Annotated in this window: 13 protein-coding genes; 4 read left to right on the forward strand and 9 right to left on the reverse strand. The window is 52.6% G+C overall.

All coding sequences use genetic code 11. The features are described 5' to 3' along the window. Positions 1-105: 105 nt before the first annotated feature. The gene (locus F608_RS0102525; protein WP_153307435.1) at positions 106-2,046 is read left to right on the forward strand and encodes an autotransporter outer membrane beta-barrel domain-containing protein; all 1,941 of its coding nucleotides are present in this window, start codon (positions 106-108) and stop codon (positions 2,044-2,046) included. 348 nt (positions 2,047-2,394) lie between these two features. Here the strand turns inward: F608_RS0102525 and F608_RS0102535 are convergent, their stop codons facing one another. Further along, entirely contained in the window at positions 2,395-3,114 is a 720-nt protein-coding gene (locus tag F608_RS0102535; protein ID WP_161626809.1) for a LytTR family DNA-binding domain-containing protein, read from the reverse strand. A gap of 316 nt (positions 3,115-3,430) precedes the next feature. Here F608_RS0102535 and F608_RS35565 point away from each other — a divergent pair, with 316 nt between their 5' ends. Then, the gene (locus tag F608_RS35565; protein ID WP_022664040.1) at positions 3,431-3,619 is read left to right on the forward strand and encodes a transposase; all 189 of its coding nucleotides are present in this window, start codon (positions 3,431-3,433) and stop codon (positions 3,617-3,619) included. On the opposite strand, the gene F608_RS37305 is transcribed toward F608_RS35565, so the two are convergent. Then, entirely contained in the window at positions 3,591-3,743 is a 153-nt protein-coding gene (locus F608_RS37305; RefSeq protein ID WP_153307492.1) for an autotransporter domain-containing protein, read from the reverse strand. The two genes, F608_RS35565 and F608_RS37305, sit on opposite strands and share 29 nt — an antisense overlap. Before the next feature lie 995 nt (positions 3,744-4,738). On the opposite strand from F608_RS37305, the gene F608_RS0102555 reads away from it, so the two are divergent. Further along, positions 4,739-5,242, forward strand: coding sequence for a pyridoxamine 5'-phosphate oxidase family protein (locus F608_RS0102555; protein ID WP_022664043.1), 504 nt, complete (start codon positions 4,739-4,741; stop codon positions 5,240-5,242). Positions 5,243-5,396: 154 nt separating this feature from the next. After that, entirely contained in the window at positions 5,397-6,275 is an 879-nt protein-coding gene (locus F608_RS0102560; RefSeq protein ID WP_022664044.1) for an SAM-dependent methyltransferase, read from the forward strand. A gap of 118 nt (positions 6,276-6,393) precedes the next feature. On the opposite strand, the gene F608_RS0102565 is transcribed toward F608_RS0102560, so the two are convergent. From F608_RS0102565 to F608_RS0102595, 7 genes are read right to left on the reverse strand one after another with little or no spacing between them, the layout of a single operon-like run. Continuing rightward, positions 6,394-6,621, reverse strand: coding sequence for an AraC family ligand binding domain-containing protein (locus F608_RS0102565; protein ID WP_022664045.1), 228 nt, complete (start codon positions 6,619-6,621; stop codon positions 6,394-6,396). A 54-nt stretch (positions 6,622-6,675) separates the two neighbouring features. Then, positions 6,676-7,632, reverse strand: a complete 957-nt coding sequence (locus F608_RS0102570; RefSeq protein WP_022664046.1) for a bile acid:sodium symporter — start codon at positions 7,630-7,632, stop codon at positions 6,676-6,678. 7 nt (positions 7,633-7,639) lie between these two features. After that, positions 7,640-9,073: a M20 family metallopeptidase gene (locus F608_RS0102575; RefSeq protein WP_022664047.1), complete on the reverse strand. Its 1,434-nt coding sequence runs from the start codon at positions 9,071-9,073 to the stop codon at positions 7,640-7,642. A gap of 11 nt (positions 9,074-9,084) precedes the next feature. Then, positions 9,085-10,047: an ABC transporter ATP-binding protein gene (locus F608_RS0102580; RefSeq protein ID WP_022664048.1), complete on the reverse strand. Its 963-nt coding sequence runs from the start codon at positions 10,045-10,047 to the stop codon at positions 9,085-9,087. Then, the gene (locus tag F608_RS0102585; protein ID WP_022664049.1) at positions 10,047-11,072 is read right to left on the reverse strand and encodes an ABC transporter ATP-binding protein; all 1,026 of its coding nucleotides are present in this window, start codon (positions 11,070-11,072) and stop codon (positions 10,047-10,049) included. The genes F608_RS0102580 and F608_RS0102585 overlap by 1 nt, the downstream gene beginning before the upstream one ends. Then, positions 11,069-11,986 carry an ABC transporter permease gene (locus F608_RS0102590; protein WP_022664050.1) on the reverse strand — a complete coding sequence of 306 codons (918 nt, stop codon included), beginning with the start codon at positions 11,984-11,986 and terminating at the stop codon, positions 11,069-11,071. Before F608_RS0102590 ends, F608_RS0102585 begins: the two co-directional genes overlap by 4 nt. After that, on the reverse strand, positions 11,986-12,903 hold the full coding sequence (locus F608_RS0102595) for an ABC transporter permease (RefSeq protein ID WP_022664051.1): 918 nt from the start codon (positions 12,901-12,903) through the stop codon (positions 11,986-11,988). Before F608_RS0102595 ends, F608_RS0102590 begins: the two co-directional genes overlap by 1 nt. Positions 12,904-12,915 lie beyond the last annotated feature (12 nt).

Consider the following 12,915-nt stretch of genomic DNA (forward strand, 5'->3'; position numbering starts at 1 on the left):
ACGGGCGGCGGGACGAACAACGGGATAAGATTGAATGGCATCTACCTGGGCAGACAATTACAAAATTTTGGTGACATTGATATTTCCGCCAAAATAACAGGAGGAGTGGTTGATGGTAATACGGAGAGTGCCTCCATCGTTGTGGCCGGAATCTCTTCCTGGGGGTCTGATACTATTGTAAACAAAGGAAACATAACGGTCCACGCCGAGACAGGGGCGGCAATGTCTGGTACGTCTAATGTTTTTTCCTATAGCACTGCGTCTGGAATTGATTGCGGCAATGTCAATAACACAGGAGAACTCAGGGTCTCTTCCCAGGGGGGAACCGGGGTTGGCAGTGTTTACAATTTGTCCTCGGCTGAGGCCATAGGATTGTCTGGTTGGTCCAGCGTCTTGAATACGGGGAATATCAGTGTCATTGCCAGGGGAGGAGATAGTACGGCTCCAGTATCTCAGGATGCATATGCAGAAGCCGTTGGTATACGCTCAAAAGGGAATATCTATTCCGAAGGTAAAATTTCCGTCACAGCCATTGCCGGAAAAGAGCGCCCAAATGCCGCAGCAGCATATACGAGCAGCAATGCCACAGCCTATGGTATCCTGATTAATGAAAATGGCGCAACCATTCATTCAAAGGGACTCATACAGGTTAGGGCCACACTTTATCCGGGACTTTCAGGCGGCGTCCAAGAGGCCAGGCAGGTATATGTGAACGACGGCACTACCACCATTACCGGCTACGCCATGGAACTCAATACCCAGAATGGATTCACCACCGAATATGCAGGCACCATAGGGCTTAACACAGGGGCAGCGGCCTATTTCTCAGATGCCACCCTTTATCTGACCCTGGGAAAGAATTTTTCCGGCAAATCCGAATATGAACTCCCCACTCTGGTGGACGGGGCTGTGATTTCAGATCAATTCGCCGTATTATCCCCTTTACCGGTTGACTATAAAGCCGGTCTTGTGAACGGCAACGGCACGACGCCTCAGAAGATAAGGGTTGAGTTTACACCCAAGCATTCCCCTGCCCTTAAATCCGCCCAGGTTCGAAATCAGCTCAGCAGCCGGATGAACGGGATGTTCTATAGCAATGTTCTGTCCAATATCTTAACCGATCCCTTAACCCGCCCAGAATCGTCCCAGACCTCAGCCTTCGGGCAGAAACCGGAATATCTGGTGGCAGCCCTCGGGAATTCTTTCGGGCCCTTGTCCTTTGTGCCGGAAAAGAGCCGGGATTTTGTCTTTGCCAGCCCCATTGTATCTACATTTAAAAATAATTCAGCTACAGGATATGAGGCTGATGCCATCGGAATCATGGGCGGGGTGACCCGGGCCCTTTCGGACCGGTTTTTTTTCGGGGGTCATATCGGCATCACCCAGAATGAGATAAAGTTTACCGGACAAGGATATGACAAGCGGTCCGATGATACAGATACCTATTCTCTGGGGGGCCATGCTGTCTATTTACATGATGACACCTGGTTGTTCTCATGCTTTGGCACCCTCTCCTACAGCCACAGCGATTACCAGGATCTTGCAACCAATAACAAGGAATCCGCAGCCTTCGGTTCAAACGGGTTCCGGATGGATTCCTCCCTTGGATACAGGCTCAGGGCCTGGAACCAGACCTTTTTACCTGAGATGGGCCTGGCCTATGCCTGGAGCCACCAGGCGGCCTTTACCACGGACAACACCTCCGGCCCCAACGTCACCCACGGAACCATGGATGAGCATGACCTTTATGCAAGGCTTGGTATGAAATGGTTTACACAAGCAGATTCTAAAAACGGGTGGGCACTCTATCCCTCCTTGGGATTCTGGGTATCCCAGGCCCTTACGGATGCTGAATTTTCCAGCACCATGTCTGTGGGCGCGGCGTCACGGCGGGTAACGGATCAGGAAGATGAAACCACCCTGATCACCGAGGCCGGGATCACCCTGTCCAACGGCAGAACAACACTTTCCGCCAACTATAACGGCGGAGATTCAGACAATGTCCGGAACCATATGTTCTGGTTTGAGGCCGGGATTTCCTTTTAACCCCTTTTACTCCCTGGAAATTCGGTATTCTTTTTGATTCGTCTTCCATTGGTTTACTGGATCTGAAACCGGATCTTTCCCAACCCCCTAGTCTGCTGTGTATTGCCCGCCGGGAACTTGGCTCTTCAGCGGTCGCGGTTTTTTTGCGATCCGTTGCAAGAGCATTGTTGGAAACCATATTAAATTCTTAACGTCCTGTTTTTGGGGTCAAAATGAGGCCGCTAAGAGCTGTTTTTTGAGGATTTTGAAAATTTTTTCCTTAAAAAATTTCTCATACTCATTGTAGGTCATTTCTTTTCTGTACTCATTGCGTTGTCCATTCATAGATTTTTTGAAAAAAACAAGTTCCTATCCATAAACCAGCTTCTTTCTGACCATGGGTAAATTGCGCCGGCTCACCGGCAAACAGATATTGGTGTTCTCTATTTTCACTTGATCAACACCACTGATCTTTGTTAACTCAGTGACATGGCTGACATTAACGGCATGGGACCTGTGAATTCTGATAAAAGACTCATCTCCGACGCATTCCAAAATCTTTGCAAGGGACATTTTAATCTGTTTTTTTTCAAGCTGATTCTGGTTTTTAAAATAGACAGAAGCATAGTGCTCCTGAATTGAAATATGGGTAATGGCCGTCTGTTCAAAAACAAATTTTTTCTTATTCTCAAATAAACAGATCTTTTGACTCCGGGCATGGCGTTTACTCCTGATCCGCATAAGACTTTTCCCGTACTCGTCCCATAACTTTAAAGCCATAATCGCCAATATGGTATCCAGCACCCATACAGGCAGCATTTTTAAAAAAAACAGAATGGAAAAGGCACTAAAAGGCGTATCTGCCTCATAGTAATAGGCAAGAAAAGGAAGCTCATAAGGTTTGAGACCTGCCTGTATTCCCCCCAGCAGAAAAAATCCAGTCACAAAAATACCAAAAGAAACCCCAAAGGCCTGCAAAATAGTAATCGTTTTTTTCTGGCCATCAAATTTTAGAACCACAGCCAGTCCTGCCTCGCAAATAAGAATAGCGGCCCCGCCAAATGCGATGCTGTAAGCTATCCCCACCATAATGCTTGCCAATAGAGGAACTGGGTGAAAAAAGGATATGGTAAACGCCACAAATCCAAAGCTCAGGGCACCCAAAAAATAGATGGCTATTTTTATGGACCAGGGATAATGAATGTATATGGAGATTCTGGGCCTTTGGTGAATCTCCCCTGACCTTTGTTCAATTTTGTTTTCCCGATTCATCCTGCCGGCTCGATTTAAAAAACAGTCAATTCGTTTAGGGATATTGAAACAGGACAATAAAAAAGTCAATACCCACAAACATGTATACAGAAGAGCAATCGCATATTGTAATGATGCTTTTCCCGGCGCCAGTATGGCTGTGCAGACCTATGGTGACTTTCTCAACTTCAATCCTCATCTCCACGCCATAGTTTCAGATGGATGTTTCTTGAAAGATGACAGCTTTCAGACTGCATCAGTATTTATACTTGAAGACCTGGAAGATGCATTTCAGTATGAGGTGCTAAAAATGCTTAAAAGGTGCCGGAATAGCCCAGGCTAACACCCGGCAGGAAGTGGCCCTTGATCACCCGGTCGTAGCCGCCCGAAAGAAGCCCGGAATTATAGTCATAACCGTTGTCGCCGTCACGACTGTCTATGGAGCCCCAGCGACCTATGCCCCGCAGATAGAAGCCGTTGGGGTCGTTCTTGAGCGAGCGGCCCTCAGCCCGGACAGGTCACCCAACGCAGCCACTGTGGGCCAGGTGGCAGGATCGTCCGGGTCTATGCGCTTCTTTTGGGCCAGGTAAATCTGATCGGAGCGCAGACCGGCCATGCGCATCTGGGTTGTCGAGGACTGTAGCTGGGCCGCCCCCACGCTCATGTCTATGCTCTGGATCAGGAGCAGGAAAATTCGGGGACATAATACCGTTTTATAAAAATAGTATCCTGTCCACAGATTTTCTCAAGACCCTTTGAAAAATGTTCGCCACGATTTTTTCCCGTTTAAACTATCGCCACTTGCGGCAGAAAAATCATGTCCGCTCCGCCGTGGAGGCCGGTATGGGCTGCAGCGGAGTCATCGGGTGGGATTCCGTACAGGCTCTTGATTGGCTTTGCGGTTAAAAAGGGAAATTGTTTGAGCCTTATGTGAGTTTTTCCCTTTCAGCAAAGCCGGGCTTAGAGCCTGTAGGAATCATTCACCCTGCGCAGCCGCAGTCCATACCGGCCGGAGGTTGTCCTGGAAATCATGTCTTAAGGATCCTGAAAACGGAAGGGACCCAATCTGCTTATCCTGGGGATGGAATGGGTCGGCATAACCCGGCAGGGGAAGGAAAGGGGCGTTCCGCTTAATCCCCTGCTCCCGTCCATGGGAGCAGAGGAAGCTGAAAAGCCCGTGGTTTATCCCGTCCTGAACCCCCGGCCTTTTAAGCCGCTCCACCCCCTTTCCTTCCCCTGCCTGACCGCCCTGATTTACCATGGGGGTTGGTATCTGAGCAATCATTTTAATAAGGCTTTACACGATTCAGTGATCCTGATATGCCATTGAATATATAAAGGAATTAGCAAGATCTGGATATCCTTCATATCTGCATATTATCCAGGTAGCTATTTGGTCATATAAGTTATCCAGTTCTACACATCATCTTGTTATGTGGCCAACAAAAAGTAAAGGTTCTATATGTTTCGAAAAATAAGAAGAAAAGAAAAACAATTAACCACTGATGATTGTAATGAAATTTTGAGAGCGGCAGAATATGGTACAATTGCGACAATGGGTGAAGATGGATACCCCTATGCTATTCCGCTCAATTTCATCTACCACAAGGGAAGTATCTATTTTCATTGTGCGAAGACAGGCCATAAATTGGAAAATATCCACTATTGTCCAAACGTATCATTCAATGTTGTAAAAGATGTTTTTGTTGTTCCTATAATTTCCGAATCTAAATTTAAAGGATTTGATACTAATTTTAATAGCGTGACTATTTTCGGAAGAGCTGTAGAAGTTTTTGGTGATGAAAAAGTAGAAGGATTGCAAGTCCTTTTTAAAAAATTTTTAAGCAGAGAAGATTCTCAAATGCATAAAGAAGAAGGAATGAAGTATATTGAAAAATCTCTGAATCGAACAAAACTGATTAAAATTGAAATCAAACATATGACCGGGAAAAAAGGAATAAATTGAAACTAAGGAGAAACACATAACCATGCAAATAAACCTGGACTGGGAAAAGCCGCGCCGCTTAGCTCTGCGCCTTTTCCCAGCTGGTTATTTGCGACGTTAGCATGCAGTAACTTCTTCATTAACATTTTATGTTTCATTCAATCAAAAGGGTAATATGAAAGTAAACAAACCGAGTCGATCTGCCGGGATTATTGCCGCTCACAGAGCAATTGAATCATTAAAGCCACAGGATCAAAGAATATGTTATGACCCATATGCAGCTATGATTCTTCCTCCCGGCTTTACAGTGGTGGGAGAGCATGATATATCGCCTGAAACCGCATTGGAACTATTCAAAGGTCGTGTCCCCGGCTTTCACGAGCATTTTCTTGCACGGACCCGATATATAGATGAATACCTACAGCATTTCATTAAAAACAACTTGGAACAACTGGTGATACTCGGAGCTGGTTATGATTCAAGGCCATATCGATTTCCAGAATTAAACAATACGATACCGATTTTCGAGGTTGATTATCCTGCTACTCAGGAATACAAAATAGAGAAGTTAAAAGAAGTTTTAAAAACGTTTCCCTCGAACGTAAACCATGTATCAATTGATTTTCTTGAAGACAACCTTCCAACCGTATTAATTGAAAAAGGATATCGTAAAAACCTAAAGACTCTGTTTATTTGGGAAGGGGTGACAATGTATATTGATGAGAAAGCTGTGGATAAAACTCTTTCATTTATATCAAGTAATGAAGGGGAAGGAAGTGCCGTGATTTTTGATTTTACATATGCCGACGTGATTGAAGGAAAATCCGAAATTTTTGAAGCAAAGGAATGGTTCAAAATTGCCTCTGAATCTGATGAACCGCTAGCTTTCGGTATAGAAAAAGGTAAGATTGAAGATTTTCTAAGAGAACGAGGTTTCCATAACATTGAATGTATTACAGATGAATACTTCAAATCACATTATTTTACAGGTTGTAATGAAGGTATGAAATCAACACCTATACTATCATTAGTTCATGCTGTTGTTGGAGAATAGAAAATTCACCCTGCGCAGTCGCAGTCCAGACCGGCGGGGGCTCTGCAAGGGCGGTCATGGCCTTACAGGAAAAATGGCAGACCGTATAGGTTAACCGGCTGTCGCCTAAGGGAACGCCTTAATGAATCTGACCCGGATTGAGGAGGGTTATGCTTCCAGGACCTGCAACGGCGGCTTTCTGTTTTCTGCCCAGGCATTGGCAGGTCCCGGATTTGATAAGGGTGACCACGTATTGGTTGTCGTGGAAGTGTTCGGGAAAACAGTGACGGCTGTTGGTTACCCTACCGATGTCAATTCCGGACAGGGCCGGGTCCCGGAAAAATTTAACATCTGTTTTCGGTTTCATGGCACAGAGTATAAAGCGGCTTTCGCGAAAAGTATTGTAACAAATTGCTGGGGGTCAGCCCTCTCCCATGCGCCCGGCCAGATAGCCGTCCATCATGAGGTGGAGCACGTGGTGAACCACGCAGACCAAAAGGGCGGTGCCGAACTGGGGAAAGCAGGTGATCTGAATGATGACGGCCAAGGGAAGGGTTTTCTGGGCGCCCATGAACACCACCGACTCCCGCCTCCCCTTTCCCAGTCCCAGCAGCGGTGTTACCAGAAAGGCAATGCCCAGAAGCCCTGCATGGAAAACCGCCACCAGGGGCAGGATCCAGGCCATGGCCTGGGTCTGGGAGATCAGCACCTCCCGGGCCCCGGACAGGGACATGAATACGATACCAAGGACAATGCACTGGTTGGCCATTCCCAGGCGCCTCTTCCATGCAGGCGTGACGGTCGGCAGCGCCTTCTGCTTGGTTAGAAGTCCCAGCACCAGGGGTACCAGCACCAGGAACACCAGCTTGATGAGGATGGCCTTCCGGTCGACGACGATGTCTGCACCAAGTCCTAAGTTTGCCACCATCCTGGGCAAAATCAGGGGGATGGAGATGACCGAGAGGCAGTTGGACAGAATGGTCACAAACAGGGCATGGGCCATGTTGCCCCCAGCCTGTCCGGTCATGACCACCCCGGATGACAGGGTGGTGGGCATCACCGCCACAAGGATGATGCCGATGGCCACCCCGGTTTCCAGGGGAAGGTGAAGCAGGAGCATGGCCAGGACAGGGGCCACCCCGGCAATGAGGCCCAGGGCCGCAGCCGTGGCCTTGATATCCCGGATCCCGGCCCGGATCTGGGCAGGTTCTATGATCAGGCCGGAGAAGAAAAAGATGATGAAAATCATCAGGGGCGGTCCCTGGTGGATTTTAAAAAAGATGCCTGTCCGGGCCAGGGTCAGGCTGCTGTCCAGGATCACCCCGGCAAATACCAGGATAAGGCCTGCCAGAAACCATTGTTTTTTGATAGTGCTCACCAGAAGGTTATCCTTTTTTCGACGTCTCTTTGTCCGGTTCCGGCCCTCCGGTTTCCCCGATATCCCAGAACAGCCCTGTCATCAGGGCCAGTCCCTCTTCCAGGATGGCCGGCAGGACGTGCTCATTGGGCGCATGCTGGCAGCAGCCGGCATAGGAGTGGGGCACCCAGATGGTGGGCAGCCCCAGCACATGGCTGAAGGCATCGTTGGGCAGGGTGCCGCCCAGGTTGGGCAGAAAGGAGACCTGCTTTTTCTCAGGGCCCTTTGCCAGGAGATCCAGGGTGGTGTCAAAGGAAGCCGTGACAAAGGAGACCCAGGGGTTGTCCGGGGCCATGCGGGTGGCAAGCCCATAGTTGTTGGGAACCTCAATCACCTCAACCTCGGAAAATCCGTGGTCGTCCAGGTGGGCCCGGATGGCCGGGATAAATGTGGCAGGATCCATGTCCGCCAGGAATCGGATATGGCATCTGGCCCAGGCCGCGGGAGGGATGGCGTTGACCGGGCTTGCCGGGGTACCGCATTCAAAGGCCAGGACATCCAGGGTGTTCCATCCGTATACCTTCCGTGCCGCGCTTAATCCCGGTTCCCCCCAGGACGGATCAATTTCGGGGCCGCCCTGCCCTGTTACCGAGAGCTTGTCAATGGCCGCTGCAATGGATCGGGGCAGGTCTTTGGGCCGCAGGGCATCCACCAGGATCTTTCCCTTTTGATCCACAAGGCTTGAAATGGCATGGGAGAGGATGATGCCGGGGTTGGCCAAAAGCCCGCCCCAGTTCCCCGAATGGTGGCCCCCTTCCCGCAGGGTCAGCTTCAGGTCAAAGTTGAATACGGCCCGGCTGCCCCCGAAAATGGTGGGGGTGCCCGGCTCGATTCTGGGACCGTCCGATGCAATGAGCACATCTGCGGCAAGGGCTGTTTTTTCAGCGGCGCAAACAGCATGAAGTCCCGGAGATCCCATCTCCTCACCCATTTCCAGAAGCAGGGTGAGGTTGAACCCCAAGGTTCCCCGTTCCTGGAGCACGCAGTCCATGGCCGCAAGGTTCACAGCGTGCTGCCCCTTGTTGTCTGCAGCTCCCCTGCCGTACCAGCGGTCCCCGTCCCGGGTCAGGGCAAAGGGGCCGCCTCCCTTTGTCCAGGCATCATCCATGCCCGGAACCGTATCCCCGTGGCCGTAAACCAGCACTGTGGGTAGAGCCTTGTCCTCCACCCGCCTGGCAATAAGAAAGGGGGCGCAGGGATCTTCCGGGTTTTCCACTATTCTGGTTTCAAACGCCCGGGAGGCCAGCCAGGGAATGATCTTTTCCTCAAGATAGGCGGTGAGTGAAGGTTTCCGGTCGTCAGCCCTGCTTCCCGTGTCCAGGGAAACCCAGTCGGAAAGAAGGGTGAACAGGCTGTCCGCTGCAAAGGCCCTGGCCCTGTCAAGGGCGTGGGTTCGGTTCATATCTGTCTCCTTTAAAAATTATCCGGAAAGTGGCAGGCCACAAGTTTTCCGTCGTTAACCTGGGTCTTTGGCGCCTCCCGGGTACACAGATCCCGGCATTTGACGCACCTGGGGTGGAAGGTGCATCCCGACGGCGGGTCAATGGGGTTGGGATATTCAATGCCCAGATGAAGATCCGGCAGGCCCATGGCAGGTTCCGGCGTGAGCACCGATGCCAGCAGGGCCTGGGTATAGGGGTGGCTGGGCCGGGCAAACAGGTCGCAGGCCTTGGCCTCTTCCACGACCCGCCCCAGATACATCACCGCCACATGGGTGGCAATATGCTCCACCACGGCCAGGTCGTGGCTGATGAACAGATAGGTCAGGTCCAGTTCGTTTCTCAGGTCCATGAGCATGTTCAGGATCTGGGCCTGGACCGATACGTCCAGGGCGGATGTGGGCTCGTCGCAGAGCACGATTTCAGGTTTCATGATCAGGGCCCTGGCCACGGCCACCCGCTGGCGCTGTCCCCCGGAGAGCTGGTTGGGATAGTTGTGCTTGAGCCGGGGGGGCAGGCCCACAATCTCCATGATCTCATCCACCCTTTTGTCCAGGTCTGCCCCGGTTCTGGCCAGGCCCTGGGACCGCAGGGGCAGGGTGATGATCTTGGTAATGGATTTCCTGGGATTCAGGGAGGAGTAGGGATCCTGGAATACGGGCTGGATTTTTTTTGCGATCTGTTTGCTGCCCATGACGGCGACGTTCTGGCCGCTGATGAACAAATCGCCTGATGTCGGGGTTTCAAGGCCCAGCATCATCTTGGCAATGGTGGTCTTGCCGCAGCCCGACTCCCCCACAAGTCCCAGAATAGACCCTTTGGGGATGGAAAGGCTCACACCATTTACCGCCTTAAGTGATTTTTTCCCCTTGAAGATACCGGCACTGACCCTGTAGGTCTTGGTAATATCCTGGGTTTCCAATGCAAATTGGCTCATTAGTTTGCCTCCCTTTCCGGGTCATCCCAGACGGTTTCAGGATGGGACAGTCCCCGGGCCTGAATCCGGGCGCACCGGTAGGCGCGCCCGTCGGGCAGGCAGACCAGGGAAAGGTCCTTGTCCGCACACGCAGGGCCTGCCTGCGGGCACCGGCTTCTGAAGGAGCAGCCCCAGAGCTCGCCGATTGGGGTGGGGACAATGCCGGGGATGGATCCCAGCTTGCCGCCGGGTTCGGTTTTTCCTGGCACCGGGATACAGGCCATGAGCCCCCGGGTGTAGGGGTGGACCGGCCGGGTAAAGATATCGGTGATGGACCCCTCCTCCACAACCTGCCCGCAGTACATGATCACCACGTCGTCCGCCACCCTGGAAACCACGCCCAGATCATGGGTGATCAGGATCATGCCCATGTTGAACTCCTCCTGGATTCCGGCCAGAAGCCCCATGATCTGGGCCTGGATGGTGACGTCCAGGGCGGTGGTGGGTTCATCGGCAATGATGAGCGACGGTCCGCACATCAGCCCCATGGCGATCATGATCCGCTGGCGCAGTCCTCCAGAGAGCTGGTGGGGGTATTGTTTGAGCCGGGAGGATGCGCCGGTGATCCCCACCTTTTCCAGCAGGAACACGGCCCGGTCCCGGGCCTTTCGTGCCGAGACCTTCTGGTGGGTGGTCAGGGCTTCGGTGAGCTGGTTCCCGATGGTGTAGCAGGGGTCCAGGGAGGTCATAGGTTCCTGGAATATCATGGCCATCTGGGAGCCCCTGACCCGGGAGAGCTGGGCCTCGGTCATGCCTAAAAGGCTTTTGCCGTCCAGGGTGATGGCATCGGCCCGAAAGGTGGCAGACGGGGGCAAAAGCCCCATGATGGCCATGGCGGTCATGGATTTTCCGCAACCCGATTCCCCCACAAGGCTTAAGGTTTTTCCCTTTTCAACGGAAAAGCTGACATCCCTTACCGCATGGAGGGAGCCTGCGGGCAGGTTCAGGTCCACATAGAGGTTCTTGACTTCAAGCAGGGCGTTCATGAGCGTCCTTCCGGTGAGGTGACATCCCGCAGCCCGTCACCGAACAGGTTCATGCCCAGGACCAGAAAAAACAGGGCCACCCCAGGGATGGTGACAAGATAGGGGGAAAAGAGCATCAGATCCTTGCCTTCGGAAATCATCAGACCCCATGAGGGCGTGGGCGGCTGGACCCCCATGCCCAGAAAGGAAAGCGCCGCCTCCAGAAGGATGGCCCGGCCGATCTCGAGGGTGGCCACGATGACGATGGAGTTCAGCAGGTTGGGCATGATCTCCCGTGTCATGATCCAGAGCACGGAACATCCGGCTGCCTGGGCAGCCTGGACATAGTCCATGGCCCGGATCTGCTGGGTGGTGGCCCGCAGGACCACGGCGAACCGGTCCCAGATCAGGCAGCCCAAAACCAGGATCACCACCTGCATGGACCCGCCGATGAGCGCCACCACAGCCACGGCCACCAGAACGGCGGGAAGGGCCAGGCGTACGGTGATGATGAAGCTGACCACCATGTCTGCTACCCCGCCGAAAAAGCCTGCAATGAGCCCCAGGGAGATGCCGATGGCAGCGGCAATGGCCGTGCAGGAAAGCCCGATGAGAAGGGAAATCCTGGCCCCGTATACCAGGCGGGAAAGATAGTCCCGGCCCATGTTGTCCGTGCCCAGGGGATGGTCCCAGGTGCCTTTGGCATCCCATACCGGGGAGATCATCCGGCTGGAAAGATCCTGGGCATAAGGGTCGTGCCCGGCAATATAAGGGGCGAACAGGGCCACCATGAGAACGATGAAGACCATGAGACCGCCGGCAATGAACCCCCTATGGGTTTTCATGCGCTGGCGCATGATCTGGCCCGGGGTGGGAAAGACCACATCCAGGCCTAGGCCCTTGTGAAAATCCGATGTTGTTGATACTGCTGACATTAATTACTCCTGATTCTGGGATCGAGAAAGGCGTTAAGCAGATCCCCCAGAAAGGTCAGAAAAATATAAGTGGTGGATAAAAACAGGACAATGGCCTGGACCACGGGCAGGTCTGACCGGGAAATGGAGACCCAGGCCAGGCTGCCCAGACCGTTTAAGGCAAATATGGACTCGATGACGATGGAGCCGCCGAGCATGAACCCTAGCTGGACCGCTGCCACAGCCACCACGGGAATGATGGCGTTGCGAAGGGTATGCTTGAACAGGATCGTGGGCCACCGAAGCCCCTTGGCCCGGGCGGTCCTGATATGGTCCGATCCCAGCACCTCCATCATCCCGGACCGCACCAGGCGCATGATGGCAGGGGTGGCATAATATCCCAGGGCAATGGTGGGCATGACAAAGTGCTGCCAGGACTCACTGCCGGAAATGGGCAGCCACCGAAGATGCACCCCGAAAAAGATGATCAGGATCAGGCCGAACCAGAACGATGGCATGGCCTGGCCCATCACCGATATGCTCAGGGCCACCCGGTCGATCCAGGTATTGGGCCGCACCGCCGCCAGCATGCCTAAGGGGATGGAGAGGATCAGGGCAAAGGACAGGGCACTGACCCCCAGGATCATGGTAACCCCCATGTGCTCGTGAAGCATCTGGGCCACGGGCCGGTTCAGGTAGGGGGATTTGCCGAAATCCCCGTGAAGGGCCCTGTTGGCCCATTCCATGTACTGGACGACAATGGGGCGGTCAAACCCGTACTGGGTCCGTACAAACTCGATTTCCTCACTGCTTGCACCTTCCCCTGCCAGGGATATGGCAGGGTCGCCCGAGACCCGCAGGAGCATGAACGAAATCATGGAAACCGTTATCAGCACCAGCAAAGCGAGCCCCAGGCGTTTTAATGTATATACCAGCATGAATTGGCCCGC

It is taken from the genome of Desulfospira joergensenii DSM 10085, assembly GCF_000420085.1.
Taxonomy (GTDB): Bacteria; Desulfobacterota; Desulfobacteria; order Desulfobacterales; family Desulfobacteraceae; genus Desulfospira; species Desulfospira joergensenii.